Genomic DNA, 13,466 nt, shown 5'->3' with positions numbered 1-13,466 from the left:
GCTCGCGTACCCCCATATCTGAGACGTCGCCGTCCCCCGTTTCCCTCTGGCGTCGCCTTGCCCACTGGAGGAAGTTGTGACCACGGCTGCCGCCCCCGCGGCTGAAAAGAAGAAGGGCGCTGGCGTGATGGCCGTCATGCAGCGCATCGGCCGGAGCCTCATGCTCCCCGTTGCCGTGCTGCCTGCCGGCGCGCTCCTGCTCCGCCTGGGCGCGGGCGACATGCTGGGCGACAAGGACGTCTTCCCGACGTTCATCCTCAAGATCGCCGGTTACATGGCCGCCGGTGGTGGCGCGATCCTCGACAACATGGCCCTGCTGTTCGCCGTCGGCATCGCGATCGGCTTCGCCAAGAAGTCGGACGGCTCCACCGCCCTCGCCGCCGTCACCGGCTACCTGGTCTTCCAGAAGGTCCTCGCCACCTTCACCGACAGCAACCTGCCCCAGGTCGCCAAGGTCGAGGGCGGCAAGATCGTCATGGTGGACGCCGCGGTCAACGCGGGCGTGCTCGGCGGTGTCGTGATGGGCATCATCACGGCCCTGCTCTACCAGAAGTTCTACCGGACCAAGCTGCCGGACTGGGCGGGCTTCTTCGGCGGCCGCCGCCTCGTTCCGATCCTGTCGGCCCTCGCGGGCCTGCTCGCCGGTATCGTCTTCGGCCTCATCTGGCCGGTCCTCGGCACGGGTCTGCACAACTTCGGTGAGTGGCTCGTCGGTTCCGGTTCGGTCGGCGCGGGCATCTTCGGTGTCGCCAACCGTGCGCTGATCCCGATCGGCATGCACCACCTGCTGAACTCCTTCCCGTGGTTCCAGGCCGGCTCGTTCGACACCCCCACCGGCGCCGTCCACGGTGACATCGGCCGCTTCCTGGCCGGGGACCCGACCGCCGGACAGTTCATGACCGGCTTCTTCCCGATCATGATGTTCGCCCTCCCCGCGGCCTGCCTCGCGATCGTCCACTGCGCCCGCCCCGAGCGCCGCAAGGTCGTCGGCGGCATGATGTTCTCCCTCGCGCTCACCTCCTTCGTCACCGGTGTGACCGAGCCGATCGAGTTCACCTTCATGTTCATCGCCCCGGTGCTGTACGCGATCCACGCGGTGATGACCGGTATCTCCATGGCCCTCACCTGGGCCCTGGGCATGCGCGACGGCTTCGGCTTCTCGGCCGGCCTGGTCGACTTCCTGCTGAACCTGGGCATCGCGGAGAAGCCGTGGATGCTGGCGGGCGTCGGCCTCTGCTTCGCGGTGGTCTACTACGTCGTCTTCCGCTTCGCGATCACCAAGTTCAACCTCCCCACGCCGGGCCGCGAGTCCGACGAGGAGCTCGCCGAGCTGCTGAAGGCCGAGGCCAAGTAGGCACCCCGGTCCAGCCCGCCACAGCACGAAGCCCCCGCTCTCCCGGAAGGGAAGGCGGGGGCTTCGTCGTACGTCGGACCTCGTACGTCAGACCTCGTACCTCGTACCTCAGACCTCGTACACCGCGCCCGCGTACGCCTGGTCGACCGGGCCGTCGTAGACCGCCCGGGCGTCCGCGAGGTTCTGCCGGGCGTCCGTCCACGGCGGGATGTGGGTGAGGACGAGTCGGCCGACGTTGCCGCCGCGCGCGTACTCGCCGGCCTCGCGGCCGTTGAGGTGGAGGTCCGGGATGTCCTCCTTGCCGTGCGTGAAGGAGGCCTCGCAGAGGAAGAGGTCGGCGCCGTCGGCGAGCAGGCCCAGCTCGGGGCAGGCGCCGGTGTCCCCGGAGTACGTGAGCGAGCGGCCGCCGTGCTCGATGCGGATGCCGTACGACTCGACGGGGTGGGCGACGCGCTCGGTGCGGATCTGGAAGGGGCCGATCTCGAAGTTCCCGGACTTCAGCGTGCGGAAGTCGAAGACCTCGCTCATCGAGCGCTCGTCGGGTACGTCGTCGTAGGCGGTGGTCAGGCGCCGCTCGGTGCCCTCGGGTCCGTAGACGGGGATGGTGCCGCAGCGGCCGCCCTCGTGCCGGTAGAAGCGGGCGACGAAGTACGCGCACATGTCGATGCAGTGATCGGCGTGCAGATGGCTCAGGAAGATCGCGTCGAGGTCGTAGAGACCGCAGTGCCGCTGGAGTTCCCCGAGGGCGCCGTTGCCCATGTCGAGGAGCAGCCGGAAGCCGTCGGCCTCGACGAGGTAGCTCGAACAGGCCGATTCCGCGGACGGGAACGACCCCGAACAGCCGACGACGGTGAGCTTCATGGAGCGTGAACCTCCGTGGACGGTCCGTGGACGGAATGCGGGCCGTGCGTGCGTCGAGCGTAAGGCGCGAAACGTCCGGTCGCTCCTCCACGGCAGGCCGTTGTGGGGGGAATCACCTGTGCTGTCACCCGGGGGAGCGACGGTGGGCACGGGCGTTGCCACCCGTTGCCGTGCCGGGGCGTTCCCGCGCGCGCTACGGTCGAAGCATGGACACGTCCTGGTGGCCCGCCGTGGCCGCGGTCGTGGCCGTGGCGCTGCTGATGCTGATCGCCGGAGGTCGGCTGGGGCTCCCCCGGCGGACCCCGCCGGCGCGCGGGGCCGGTCCGCCGCCGCGGCCGCACTCGGGCGAGCTGTGGTCCCTGGCGGACGGCCGGACGTGCCTGGTCCTCGCGGTGGGGTCCGTACGGGGTCACCGGGCGCGGGTCGCGTGGATCACCGGGAAGTACGACGACCGGAGGGCCGGGGTGATCCCGCTGCCGCCGGGAACGGTGAGGGCGCAGGGCCGGGCGAGTTTCCTGGAGGCGGACCGGCCGGTGGAAGTGTCGCTGTGGGAGTTCCGGACCCGGTTGGGGATCCTGGACCCGACGGTGTGGGACGAGATCAAAGGGCTGGGAGGCGGGCGGTGACGCCGGAGATCCGCGTGCGGCGCGTGTACGACCCGCCGGAGCCGGAGGCGGACGGAGTACGGGTCCTGGTGGACCGGCTCTGGCCGCGGGGCCTGGCGAAGGCGGCGGCGGAGGTGGACGAGTGGCCGAAGGCCGTGGCTCCGTCGACGGAGCTGCGGAAGTGGTTCCACGGCGGGGGCTCGGCGGGGGAGTTCCGGCGGCGGTATCTCGCGGAGCTGGAGGGGGCGGATGCGGGGGCGGAGCTGGACCGGCTGCGGGGGCTGGCTGCGGCGGGGCCGGTGACGCTGCTGACCGCGGTCAAGGAGCCGGGGGCGAGCCACGCGGCCGTCCTGGCGGAGCTGCTGCGCGGCTGACCGGTGGGCCGCTGCGCGGAGCCTCTCCCCGCCCCACCCTTCCTCCGTTCCCCGGACTCCGCCCGGACCCGGCCCTCAATCGCCGGACGGGCTGAAGCACCCCGGGCTCCGCCCGGACCCGGTCCTCAAACGCCGGACGGGCTGAAAGATCCAGCCCCGCCGGCGTTTGAGGCGCGGGGTCCGGGGCGGAGCCCCGATCTTTCAGCCCCGCCGGCGTTTGAGGCGCGGGGGTCCGGGGGCAGGGCCCCCGGCAGCGGCGCCGCACCCGCATCCGCACCCGGGGCACGCCGCACAACGCCGAGCAACCCCGCAGGGGCTACGCCCAGAGTTGGCCCTGGAGGACCTCGATGGCCTCCTCCGTCGTCGCCGCCGTGTAGACGCCCGTCGAGAGGTACTTCCAGCCGCCGTCGGCCACGACGAAGACGATGTCCGCCGATTCGCCCGCGGCCACCGCCTTGCGGCCGACGCCGATCGCCGCGTGCAGGGCCGCCCCCGTGGAGACGCCCGCGAAGATGCCCTCCAGCTGGAGCAGCTCCCGGGTCCGGGTGACCGCGTCCGCCGAGCCCACCGAGAAGCGGGTGGTGAGCACGGAGGCGTCGTACAGCTCCGGGACGAAGCCCTCGTCCAGGTTGCGCAGGCCGTACACCAGGTCGTCGTAGCGCGGCTCGGCCGCGACGATCTTGATGCCCTCGACGTTCTCGCGCAGGTAGCGGCCGACGCCCATCAGAGTGCCGGTCGTGCCCAGGCCCGCCACGAAGTGGGTGATCGAGGGGAGGTCCGCGAGGATCTCCGGGCCCGTGGTGGCGTAGTGCGCGCCCGCGTTGTCCGGGTTGCCGTACTGGTAGAGCATCACCCAGTCCGGGTGCTCCGCGGCCAGTTCCTTGGCCACCCGCACCGCGGTGTTCGAGCCGCCGGCGGCCGGCGACGAGATGATTTCGGCTCCCCACATGGCCAGCAGGTCACGCCGCTCCTGGCTGGTGTTCTCGGGCATGACGCACACGATGCGGTAGCCCTTGAGCTTGGCCGCCATCGCCAGCGAGATGCCGGTGTTGCCCGAGGTGGGCTCCAGGATGGTGCAGCCGGGGGTCAGCCGGCCGTCCTTCTCGGCCTGCTCGACCATGTGGAGCGCGGGGCGGTCCTTGATCGAGCCGGTCGGGTTGCGGTCCTCCAGCTTCGCCCAGATGCGGACGTCGTCCGAGGGCGAGAGCCGGGGCAGCCGGACCAGCGGCGTGTTGCCGACGGCGGCCAGCGGGGAGTCGTAGCGCATTACTTCGATCCGCCGGCCACGGCCGGGAGGATGGTGACGCTGTCGCCGTCCTTGAGCGCGGTGGAGATGCCGTCGAGGAAGCGGACGTCCTCGTCGTTGAGGTAGACGTTGACGAAGCGGCGCAGCTGGCCGCCGTCGACGATGCGCTCCTGAATGCCCTTGTGACGCGTCTCCAGGTCCGCGAAGAGCTCGGCGAGGGTCGCGCCCTCACCGGAGACGGCCTTCTCGCCGTCGGTGTAGGTGCGGAGGATGGTGGGGATGCGGACCTCGATGGCCATGGCTGTCTCCAGTCGTCGGGGAGGGGCGTGAGAACGTGCGGCGCGCGGTTCGTCGGCCCTCCGCGCGGAAGGGCTCTGGTGCTCAGACAGCAGGACAGATGGCGCTGGCGAGGCGGCACAGGTCGACGTGCAGCCGCGCCACGAGCAGCAGCCTGCCGGGCGTCTCGATGCTCACGTCGTGGGGAACCATGCGGTCATGTTAACGATTCCCGGTCCCGGGTTTGGAGTGTGATCCCGCATCGTGGACGCCGATCGCTCACATGATGGTCAGTAGGCCTCGACGACCTGCACTTCTTCCTCGGTGATCACTCCGTCGACGATCCGGTACGAGCGGAACTGGAACTCCCCGAGGCCGTCCTTGTCCGCCGTCGAGACGAGGACGTAGTGCGCGCCGGGCTCGTTCGCGTACGTGACGTCGGTGCGCGAGGGGTAGGCCTCGGTCGCCGTGTGCGAGTGGTAGACGATCACCGGGTCCTCGTCCCGGTCGTCCAGCTCGCGGTAGAGCTTGAGGAGGTCCTTCGAGTCGAACTCGTAGAACGTGGGCGAGCGGGCCGCGTTGAGCATCGGGATGAACCGCTCGGGGCGGTCGGTGCCCGCCGGGCCGGCCACGACACCGCACGCCTCGTCGGGGTGGTCCTGGCGGGCGTGGTCGACGATCTGGTCGTAGAGGGCCTGGGTGAGGGTCAGCATGAGCGACAGGATAAGCAGACGGGCCCTTCCGTACCGAGGAGTGGTACGGAAGGGCCCGCATGGTGGACACAAGGTCCGAGGCGCCAGGTGTCAGGCGTCAGGCGTCAGGCGTCAGGCGTCAGGCGTCAGGCGTCAGGCGTCAGGCGTCCAGGCTCACGGAGACCTTCACGGAGGTGCCGCCGTCCTGACCGCCGCGCTTGGAGGCCAGGTAGGCCAGGCCCAGGACCAGGCCCCACAGCGGGGCGCAGTAGAGCGAGACGCGGGCGTCCTTGTCGATGCCCATCATCACGATGACCATGCCGATGAACAGCAGGGCGAACCAGCTGGTCCACGGGGCGCCGGGGGCCCGGAAGGACGACTGCGGCAGCTCGCCGCGGTCGGACTTGGCGCGGTAGCGGATCTGGCAGACCAGGATCATGATCCAGGCCCACATGCCGGAGATGGTGGCGAAGGAGACGACGTAGTCGAAGGCCTTGCCCGGGGCGACGTAGTTGATCCAGACGCCCACCAGCATCAGCGCGGCGGAGAAGGTGGTGCCGATGAGCGGGGTGCCGCTCTTGGTGAGCCTGGTGAAGAGCTTCGGGCCCTGGCCGTTGAGCGCGAGGTCGCGCAGCATGCGGCCGGTGGAGTACATGCCCGAGTTGCAGGAGGACAGGGCGGCGGTCAGCACCACGAAGTTGACGATGGCGGCGCCGACGCCGAGGCCCATGCGCTCGAAGGCGGCGACGAAGGGCGAGATGCCCGGCTGGAAGTGCGACCACGGGACGACCGAAAGGATCATGATCAGCGCGCCGACGTAGAAGACGGCGATGCGCCACGGCACGGTGTTGATGGCCTTGGGCAGGGTCTTCTCGGGGTCCTTGGACTCGCCGGCGGTGACGCCGACCAGCTCGACCGCGAGGAAGGCGAACATGACGATCTGCAGGGTCATCAGCGTGCCGCCGATGCCCTCGGGGAAGAAGCCGCGGTCGTTCCACAGGTTGGCGACGGTGGCGGTGTCGGCGGCGTCGGAGAAGCCGATGGTGAGGATACCGGCGCAGATCAGGATCATGCCGACGATGGCGGTGACCTTGACCATGGAGAACCAGAACTCCAGCTCACCGAAGAGCTTCACGGAGATCAGGTTGGCGCCGTAGAGGATGACGGTGAAGATCAGCGCGTAGGCCCATTGCGGGAAGCTGTCGTGGGTCCAGTACGCCATGTACTGCGCGGCCGCGGTGACCTCGGTGATGCCGGTGACCACCCAGAACAGCCAGTAGGTCCAGCCGGTGACGTATCCCCAGAACGGGCCCAGGAACTCGCGGGCGTAGTCCGAGAAGGAGCCCGAGACGGGGCGGTACATGAGCAGCTCGCCCAGGGCCCGCATGATGAAGAAGATGACCAGGCCCGCGATCGCGTACGCCAGGATCAGGCTCGGTCCGGCCTTGGAGATCGCCTTGCCCGCGCCGAGGAACAGGCCGGTGCCGATGGCTCCGCCGATCGCGATCATCTGGATCTGGCGAGCGCCGAGCGTGCGGTGGTAACCGTCGCCGCCCTGGCCCTCGCCCTGGGTGCCCTCACCGGGCGTCTTGCCGTGCTGCTCGACCTGCACAGAGGTCATGTCTGGTGCGCCTTTCTCCACGCCGACCCGCGCCTTCACTGGCTGCGGATCGGGTCCTCGATCCCCCCGGATACGGATGGAGTTGCACGCCGGCGGTCCGCCGGTCCGAGCGAGCCGGGGGACATGGGTGGCGTCCCTTCGGCAGTCGTGAAGATCTATCACGTGCTTGCGACGGCCCGAGGGGGAGAAATGTGGCGCAGGGCATCAAAATTTCTGGACAAAGGCCTGCAAATGGATCAGATCACCGCATGGCAGTGATCTGATCGTTATCCGGATTTGAGCGTCCGCTGAGCGAACGGCGGCCCCTCTTGAGGGTCCTCAGAGGGTTTCGATCAGGGTCTCCTGGAGTCCGCCGAGCCAGAGGTACGCCATCACCATCGGCTTGCGCGGGTCGTCGTCCGGCAGCCGGAACAGCACCGCGCTCTCGTCGTCCTCGGTGATCTCCAGGCGGGCCGCGATGGTCAGGCGCAGGTCGTTGAGCGCGCCGAGCCAGCGCAGCGGCAGCTCCCCGGTCAGCTCCAGGAGCGCCGTCCCGTCGCCGGTGGGAGTGAGCCCGTCCAGGCTGCGTACGACGGCCAGCGCGTCCTCGCGCTTGCGGGCGCGCAGGTCGTTCTCGGTGAAGCGGCGGAACTCCGCCGAGCGGGCCGCCAGCTCGGCCGGGTCCACGCCCTCGTCGCCCTCGCCGTCCGGGGATCCGTACGCGTCGGGGAAGAGCCGGGCGAGAGCCGGGTCGGACGGGGGCTCGGAGGGGCCCTCGGCGAACAGCGCGGCGAGCGGGTCGTCGTCCTCGGCGGGCTCGGCGGCTCCGGGGCCGATCAGCTCCAGCAGCTGGACGGCCAGGGAGCGCAGGATGGAGATCTCGATCTCGTCGAGCGCGATGGCGGCGCCGCCGCCCTTCAGGGGCTCGAACATTCCGGCGGACCCGCCCATCAGGTGCGGTCCTGGGAGAGGGTCGCCCACAGGCCGTAGCCGTGCATGGCCTGCACGTCGCGCTCCATTTCCTCGCGGGTGCCGCTGGAAACGACCGCCCGCCCCTTGTGGTGGACGTCGAGCATCAGCTTGTGCGCGATGTCCTTCGAGTAGCCGAAGTACGCCTGGAACACGTACTCCACATAGGTCATGAGGTTGACCGGGTCGTTGTGCACCAGGGTCACCCAGGGGACGTCGGGTTCGGGGACCGCGAAGGTCTCTTCGGCGGATTCGGTGCGTTCGATCTCAATGGGAGCAACACTCACTTGTCCCATGCTGCCACTGTGACGGGTCCGTCGCACAAACGGGTCCTACATCTCGTCACTCTGACGAAATGTGCGCTAGCATCCGTGACATGAACCCTGCGGACCTGGGCCTGCCGGTGGACGTGCCGTCGACAGCGCTCTTCACGGACCATTACGAGCTCACGATGCTGCAGGCCGCCCTGGCCAACGGCACCGCCGACCGCCGCTCGGTCTTCGAGGTGTTCACCCGGCGGCTGCCCGAGGGGCGCCGCTACGGGGTGGTCGCGGGAACCGGCCGGGTGCTGGACGCGGTGGAGAACTTCCGCTTCGACGGCGCCGTACTGGAGTTCCTGCGCGAGCGGGCCGTCGTCGACATGCGGACCTTGGACTGGCTGGCCTCGTACCGCTTCTCGGGCGACATCTGGGGCTACCCGGAGGGGGAGGTCTACTTCCCCGGGTCGCCCATCCTGCGGGTCGAGGGCAGCTTCGCCGAGTGCGTGCTGCTGGAGACCGTGATCCTGTCGATCCTGAACCACGACTCCGCGATCGCGGCGGCGGCCTCCCGGATGTCCTCGGCGGCGGGCGAGCGCCCGCTGATCGAGATGGGCGCGCGGCGCACGCACGAGCTGGCCGCGGTGGCCGCCTCGCGGGCCGCGTACGTGGGCGGCTTCGCCTCCACCTCGGACCTGGCGGCCGGGTTCCGGTACGGGATCCCGACGGTCGGCACGAGCGCCCACGCCTTCACGCTGGTGCACGACAGCGAGCGGGACGCCTTCACCGCGCAGGTGGCCTCGCTGGGGCGGGGAACCACCCTGCTGGTGGACACGTACGACGTGGCGGAGGCGGTCCGTACCGCCGTCGAGGTGGCGGGCACCGACCTGGGCGCGGTCCGGATCGACTCCGGTGACCTGCTGCTGGTGGCCCATCGGGTGCGCCAGCAGCTGGACGAGCTGGGCGCGACGGCGACGAAGATCGTGGTCACCTCGGACCTGGACGAGTACGCCATCGCCTCGCTGGCGGCGGCGCCGGTGGACGCGTACGGCGTGGGCACGCAGCTGGTGACGGGCAGCGGGCACCCGACGTGCTCGATGGTCTACAAGCTGGTGGCGCGGGCCGTCTCGGCGGATCCCAAGGCGGCGCTGGCGCCGGTGGCGAAGAAGGCCTCGGGCGGGAAGACGTCGATCGGCGGCCGCAAGTGGGCGGCGCGGCGTCTCGACTCCGACGGGGTGGCCGAGGCGGAGGTCGTGGGCGTGGGCCCGGTGCCCGCGGCGCTGGTGGACCGGCAGCTGCTGGTCCAGCTGGTCAAGGGCGGCGAGGTGGTCGCCCGCGAGCCGCTGGAGGCCCCGCGCGACCGGCACCGCGCCGCCCGCGCCGGGCTGCCGCTGTCGGCTACGCAGCTGTCCCGCGGCGAGGCCGTGATTCCCACGGAGTACGTGTAGCCCGCGGGCCCGTTGCGGGGGCTCCGCCCCAGTTTCGGGAAGGGGCGGGGTGGGGGAAGAGCCCCCGCGGGGCCCCGCCGCCGCACAGGGACATCGAGCGAAGGACAACGTCATGCACCGCGCACTGATCGTCGTCGACGTACAGAACGACTTCTGCGAAGGCGGCAGCCTCGCGGTCGCCGGCGGAGCCGACGTCGCCGCCGCCGTCACCGAGTACATCGGGCAGGCCACGCCCGCCTACCGGCACGTCGTCGCCACCCGGGACCACCACGTCGACCCCGGGCCGCACTTCGCGCGCCCCCCGGCCGAGCCGGACTACGAGAACTCCTGGCCCGTCCACTGCGTCGCCGGGACCGAGGGCGTGGGCTTCCACCCGAACTTCGCCCCGGCCGTGGCCTCGGGGGCCGTCGCCGCCGTCTTCGACAAGGGCGCGTACGAGGCCGCGTACAGCGGTTTCGAGGGCACCGACGAGAACGGGGCGACGCTCGCCCAGTGGCTGCGTGACCGGCAGGTCACCGAGGTGGACGTGGTCGGGATCGCCACCGACCACTGCGTGAAGGCCACCGCCCTCGACGCCGCCCGGGCCGGCTTCGGCACGCGCGTCCTGCTGGACCTGACCGCCGCCGTCGCCCCGCACACCACCGCACGGGCCCTGGAGGAGCTCCGTACGGCCGGCGTGACCCTCGTCGGGGGCGAGGCGGGCTAAGAACCCCTAGGTGCCCAGCAGGGCGCGGATGGGGTGCCAGAGTTCCTGCGCGCGGTCGGGCGCGCCGCGCCACAGCAGGCCGTCGGGGTGGTGCAGGACGGCCGTGACCTCGTCCGGTGTGGGCGGCTGCGCGTTGCCCCGCAGGTACACCGCCCGCATCCCGAGGTTCCGCAGCCTGGTCAGGGCGCGGGCCCGGTTCGCGGCGTGCACCAGCACGCGGACGTTTCCGTCGTCCCCGCCCTCACCGGGTGAGGGCCTCGGCAGCGTGAGCGCGACCACCACGCTGCCGCCTGGCAATCTGACGAAACCTCCACCGGGCATGGCTGTCATCTCCCCCGTCAATAAGAAACTCGTACCGCGCATCTAAACGTGATCGGCCGCCGCCCGCTAGAGGGCGACGGCCGATCATGCTTTGACCTGCTGCTTTACCGAATTACTTGACGGAGGGGCCGACCTCGACCGTCATGACGAGACCGTCGTAGGTCTCCTTGGTGATCTTGATCTTGGTGTTGGTGTCAGTGACCTTCACCGAGCCGGTCGGGTTCTCGTCGTAGTAGTACTTACCCTTGTGGTCGTCGAAGACCATGTTGGCGGGCTTCGGCTTCAGGAACAGCGACTCGCCGTTCTTGTGCAGCGTGAACGCGTCCGTCGAGTAGGCGCTGAAGGTCGCGTCGTACGGCTGGATCTTGTTCCGCAGCAGGGTGCCGTCGGCCCACTTCATGGGCTTGGCGTTGGCGTCCACCGGAAGGATCAGACCCTGGCCCGGGTGCTGGCTGGTGTTGTTGTCCTTCTGGGAGGTGTCCCACTGCCAGATGAGCAGGCCGTCCTGGTACGGGTAGTGCTCCACCCAGTCGGGGCGCGTGTTGCCGAAGCCGAAGTTGTACGGGCCCACCTTGAGGGTGGAGTCGTACGAGACGTAGCGGCGGTTCTCGGCCAGGTAGTACTGCGCGTACTCCTTGGTGAAGCTGGCGCCGATGCGCGAGAAGCCCTTGCCGGTCCAGCCGTTGTCGCCGTTCTCGGCGCCGTCGGTGAACAGCGGGGAGCCGTCCGCGGTGAGGGTGACGGCGTCGGCGGTGAAGCCCTTGCCGCCCGCGCCGCCGTCCGTCTGGTAGCGGAAGCGGAGGTCGATCTTCTTGCCCGCGTAGGCGTCGAGCGGGAAGTTCAGCGACTTCCAGGACTCCGACACACCGGTGAGCGAGGGGCTGCCGGAGGCATCGGCCGGGATGGCCGTGCCGTCGGCGGTGCCGGCGAGGGCGGTCCAGTTGGCGCCGCCGTCCGTGGACACCTCGGTGTAGAGGTAGTCGTAGTCGGCCTCGATGTCCCACCAGCCCTTGAGGGACAGCGCGGCGGACGTCTTGCCCGTCAGGTCGACCGACCGGGTCAGGGTGTTCTTGAGGTCGTCACCCATGTTGCTCCACCACTGGGTGGAACCCTCGGCGGGCGCGACGACCTCGGTCTTGACCTGCTTCTTGGGCAGCTCGACGACGAGCGCCTGCTTGTCCTTGGTGTTGTACTCGGCCACGCCCAGCTTGTGGGTGGACTTCGTCGCGGCCTTCGCCGTGTCGTAGTTCAGCCAGCCCAGCTGGAGCTTGTCCCAGGCGGTCATGTCGCCCGGGAGGTCGCCTATGGAGTCCTTGCCGGTACCGAGCCAGGAGCCGGCCGACATCAGGGACCAGAAGCCGACGCTGTTCTCGCCGCCACCGGAGGTGTCGTAGAGGTCGGGCAGGCCGAGGTCGTGGCCGTACTCGTGCGCGAAGACGCCGAGGCCGCCGTTCTCGGGCTGCATCGTGTAGTCGCCGACCCAGATGCCGGTGGTGCCGATCTGGGTGCCGCCGGCCTTGTTGTTCTCCGGGCCGGTCTTGCCCGCCTGGGTGCCGTAGGCGTACCAGCGGTGCGCCCACAGCGCGTGGGTGCCCTGCGCGCCGCCGCCGGCCGACTCGTCCTCGCCCGCGTGGACGATCTGGAAGTGGTCGATGTAGCCGTCGGGCTCGTTGAAGTTGCCGTCGGTGTCGAAGTCGTAGCGGTCCCACTGGTCGTACTGGGCCAGCTGCGCCTTGATCTCCGCGTCGGTCTTCCCGGCCTTCTTCTGGGCCTCGGTCCACGCGGTGACACCGTCCTTGACGGTGTCCCAGACGTTGGCGCAGTTGCTCTGGCCGCAGTAGTTGGAGCCGTAACGGCCCTCGTTGTACGGGACCTTGACCCAGTCGGAGACCTCGCCCTCGACCGAGTAACGGCCCGAGGAGGTCTTCTCGTAGTAGGTCTTCAGCGAGTCCTTGCCCTGACCCGTGGCGAAGTACAGGTCCTGGAAGTACTCGCGGCTGAAGTCCTTGCGCCAGGCGGTGCTGTTGTCCTTGGCGCGGTCCGGCTGGGCGATCGTGTTGTGCATCGGCCCGGGGGTGCCGCCGTACTTGGGGACCGCCGGCTTCGGGCCGGGGCCGTCCGGGTCGAACATGGTCGTGTCGTCGACCTGGTCGCCGAACTCGACGAGGATCGTGAAGATCTTGTCGGTCTTCTCGCGGCCGAGCTCGACGTACTTCTTGTCGTCGAGCTTGACGACCTTGGAGCCGTCGCGCTGCTCGACGTCCTTCTTGCCGCTGAGGACCTGCTCCAGGGCGGCCTCGCGCTGCTGCGCCTGCTGCTCGCTGAACGGGCCCTTGAGGTCGTGCTCGACGACCTTGGCAGGAGCGGTCGGGTCCTGCCGGTCCGCGGCGGGCGCGCCCAGCGGACTGGGGTTGGCCTGCGCGGCGGTGATGGTGAAGAAGGTGGCACTGGTCGCGCACGCGGCCATGGTCACGATGACGGCGGCAGCACGGATCGCACGCCGTCTGGCGGAGTTGCTGGTCACTTGATGTCGTTCCCCTCCCGCGGCCGCAACGTAGGTCGGAACTTCTCCATAGGAGCGGGGGGTTCCGCGCGGCGCGCGTCTCAAGTGACGACATTTGACCGGAGAGAAGCAAGAAAAGACAGACCTTGACTTCGCCCTTACAACTGCACTATGCGGTCAGGCAGTTCCGCTATCCGGACGTTCCGCTGCCATACGGGGCGAAGGGCGCTTCCCGACCCCGCCGCAGGTCCGCC

Annotated in this window: 15 protein-coding genes; 5 read left to right on the top strand and 10 right to left on the bottom strand. The window is 69.8% G+C overall.

Annotated features, from left to right (window positions below):
- Nucleotides 1-127 precede the first annotated feature (127 nt).
- Nucleotides 128-1,354 (top strand): PTS transporter subunit EIIC, encoded by a 1,227-nt coding sequence (locus ACZ4TV_RS24865; RefSeq protein ID WP_468137039.1) that lies wholly within the window; start codon nucleotides 128-130, stop codon nucleotides 1,352-1,354.
- Between the two features lie 108 nt (nucleotides 1,355-1,462).
- On the opposite strand, the gene ACZ4TV_RS24860 is transcribed toward ACZ4TV_RS24865, so the two are convergent.
- Nucleotides 1,463-2,215, bottom strand: a complete 753-nt coding sequence (locus tag ACZ4TV_RS24860) for an MBL fold metallo-hydrolase (protein WP_468137038.1) — start codon at nucleotides 2,213-2,215, stop codon at nucleotides 1,463-1,465.
- A gap of 206 nt (nucleotides 2,216-2,421) precedes the next feature.
- Between ACZ4TV_RS24860 and ACZ4TV_RS24855 the strand changes: the two genes are divergently transcribed.
- Both ACZ4TV_RS24855 and ACZ4TV_RS24850 read left to right on the top strand, forming a co-directional pair.
- A complete protein-coding gene (locus ACZ4TV_RS24855; RefSeq protein ID WP_468137037.1) occupies nucleotides 2,422-2,841 on the top strand; it encodes a hypothetical protein in 420 nt (139 codons plus the stop codon).
- A complete protein-coding gene (locus ACZ4TV_RS24850; RefSeq protein WP_468137036.1) occupies nucleotides 2,838-3,194 on the top strand; it encodes a DUF488 domain-containing protein in 357 nt (118 codons plus the stop codon). The genes ACZ4TV_RS24855 and ACZ4TV_RS24850 overlap by 4 nt, the downstream gene beginning before the upstream one ends.
- A 316-nt stretch (nucleotides 3,195-3,510) precedes the next feature.
- On the opposite strand, the gene ACZ4TV_RS24845 is transcribed toward ACZ4TV_RS24850, so the two are convergent.
- From ACZ4TV_RS24845 to clpS, 7 genes are all read right to left on the bottom strand, one after another.
- On the bottom strand, nucleotides 3,511-4,461 hold the full coding sequence (locus ACZ4TV_RS24845) for a PLP-dependent cysteine synthase family protein (RefSeq protein ID WP_468137035.1): 951 nt from the start codon (nucleotides 4,459-4,461) through the stop codon (nucleotides 3,511-3,513).
- Nucleotides 4,461-4,739: a MoaD/ThiS family protein gene (locus tag ACZ4TV_RS24840; protein ID WP_468137033.1), complete on the bottom strand. Its 279-nt coding sequence runs from the start codon at nucleotides 4,737-4,739 to the stop codon at nucleotides 4,461-4,463. The genes ACZ4TV_RS24845 and ACZ4TV_RS24840 overlap by 1 nt, the downstream gene beginning before the upstream one ends.
- Nucleotides 4,740-4,821: 82 nt before the next feature.
- Nucleotides 4,822-4,929 (bottom strand): putative leader peptide, encoded by a 108-nt coding sequence (locus ACZ4TV_RS24835; protein ID WP_384543889.1) that lies wholly within the window; start codon nucleotides 4,927-4,929, stop codon nucleotides 4,822-4,824.
- 77 nt (nucleotides 4,930-5,006) lie between these two features.
- A complete protein-coding gene (locus ACZ4TV_RS24830) occupies nucleotides 5,007-5,429 on the bottom strand; it encodes a M67 family metallopeptidase (RefSeq protein WP_468137031.1) in 423 nt (140 codons plus the stop codon).
- 139 nt (nucleotides 5,430-5,568) lie between these two features.
- The gene (locus tag ACZ4TV_RS24825; RefSeq protein ID WP_468137029.1) at nucleotides 5,569-7,029 is read right to left on the bottom strand and encodes an amino acid permease; all 1,461 of its coding nucleotides are present in this window, start codon (nucleotides 7,027-7,029) and stop codon (nucleotides 5,569-5,571) included.
- Between the two features lie 318 nt (nucleotides 7,030-7,347).
- Complete coding sequence (locus ACZ4TV_RS24820; protein ID WP_468137028.1) at nucleotides 7,348-7,941, bottom strand: DUF2017 domain-containing protein; 594 nt, start codon at nucleotides 7,939-7,941, stop codon at nucleotides 7,348-7,350.
- A 17-nt stretch (nucleotides 7,942-7,958) separates the two neighbouring features.
- The gene (clpS, locus tag ACZ4TV_RS24815; RefSeq protein ID WP_468137027.1) at nucleotides 7,959-8,273 is read right to left on the bottom strand and encodes an ATP-dependent Clp protease adapter ClpS; all 315 of its coding nucleotides are present in this window, start codon (nucleotides 8,271-8,273) and stop codon (nucleotides 7,959-7,961) included.
- A gap of 80 nt (nucleotides 8,274-8,353) precedes the next feature.
- On the opposite strand from clpS, the gene ACZ4TV_RS24810 reads away from it, so the two are divergent.
- A complete protein-coding gene (locus tag ACZ4TV_RS24810; protein WP_468137026.1) occupies nucleotides 8,354-9,682 on the top strand; it encodes a nicotinate phosphoribosyltransferase in 1,329 nt (442 codons plus the stop codon).
- A gap of 112 nt (nucleotides 9,683-9,794) precedes the next feature.
- On the top strand, nucleotides 9,795-10,388 hold the full coding sequence (locus ACZ4TV_RS24805; protein WP_468137025.1) for an isochorismatase family protein: 594 nt from the start codon (nucleotides 9,795-9,797) through the stop codon (nucleotides 10,386-10,388).
- A gap of 6 nt (nucleotides 10,389-10,394) precedes the next feature.
- Here the strand turns inward: ACZ4TV_RS24805 and ACZ4TV_RS24800 are convergent, their stop codons facing one another.
- Nucleotides 10,395-10,709, bottom strand: coding sequence for a hypothetical protein (locus ACZ4TV_RS24800; protein ID WP_468137024.1), 315 nt, complete (start codon nucleotides 10,707-10,709; stop codon nucleotides 10,395-10,397).
- 112 nt (nucleotides 10,710-10,821) lie between these two features.
- On the bottom strand, nucleotides 10,822-13,176 hold the full coding sequence (locus ACZ4TV_RS24795; protein WP_468137083.1) for an immune inhibitor A domain-containing protein: 2,355 nt from the start codon (nucleotides 13,174-13,176) through the stop codon (nucleotides 10,822-10,824).
- Nucleotides 13,177-13,466 lie beyond the last annotated feature (290 nt).

This window comes from Streptomyces sp. NPDC028910, assembly GCF_055564955.1.
The sequence above is the reverse complement of the archived record's forward strand: the minus strand, read 5'-3'. Positions and strand labels throughout refer to the sequence as shown.

Coding starts and splice junctions, on each gene's coding strand:
- ACZ4TV_RS24855 (WP_468137037.1), top strand. CDS start 2,422: ATGGACACGTCCTGGTGGCCCGCCGTGGCCGCGGTCGTGGCCGTGGCG.
- ACZ4TV_RS24820 (WP_468137028.1), bottom strand. CDS start 7,941: ATGTTCGAGCCCCTGAAGGGCGGCGGCGCCGCCATCGCGCTCGACGAG.
- ACZ4TV_RS24800 (WP_468137024.1), bottom strand. CDS start 10,709: ATGCCCGGTGGAGGTTTCGTCAGATTGCCAGGCGGCAGCGTGGTGGTC.
- ACZ4TV_RS24840 (WP_468137033.1), bottom strand. CDS start 4,739: ATGGCCATCGAGGTCCGCATCCCCACCATCCTCCGCACCTACACCGAC.
- ACZ4TV_RS24810 (WP_468137026.1), top strand. CDS start 8,354: ATGAACCCTGCGGACCTGGGCCTGCCGGTGGACGTGCCGTCGACAGCG.
- ACZ4TV_RS24805 (WP_468137025.1), top strand. CDS start 9,795: ATGCACCGCGCACTGATCGTCGTCGACGTACAGAACGACTTCTGCGAA.
- clpS (WP_468137027.1), bottom strand. CDS start 8,273: ATGGGACAAGTGAGTGTTGCTCCCATTGAGATCGAACGCACCGAATCC.
- ACZ4TV_RS24830 (WP_468137031.1), bottom strand. CDS start 5,429: ATGCTGACCCTCACCCAGGCCCTCTACGACCAGATCGTCGACCACGCC.
- ACZ4TV_RS24845 (WP_468137035.1), bottom strand. CDS start 4,461: ATGCGCTACGACTCCCCGCTGGCCGCCGTCGGCAACACGCCGCTGGTC.
- ACZ4TV_RS24825 (WP_468137029.1), bottom strand. CDS start 7,029: ATGACCTCTGTGCAGGTCGAGCAGCACGGCAAGACGCCCGGTGAGGGC.
- ACZ4TV_RS24865 (WP_468137039.1), top strand. CDS start 128: ATGGCCGTCATGCAGCGCATCGGCCGGAGCCTCATGCTCCCCGTTGCC.
- ACZ4TV_RS24860 (WP_468137038.1), bottom strand. CDS start 2,215: ATGAAGCTCACCGTCGTCGGCTGTTCGGGGTCGTTCCCGTCCGCGGAA.
- ACZ4TV_RS24795 (WP_468137083.1), bottom strand. CDS start 13,176: ATGGCCGCGTGCGCGACCAGTGCCACCTTCTTCACCATCACCGCCGCG.
- ACZ4TV_RS24835 (WP_384543889.1), bottom strand. CDS start 4,929: ATGGTTCCCCACGACGTGAGCATCGAGACGCCCGGCAGGCTGCTGCTC.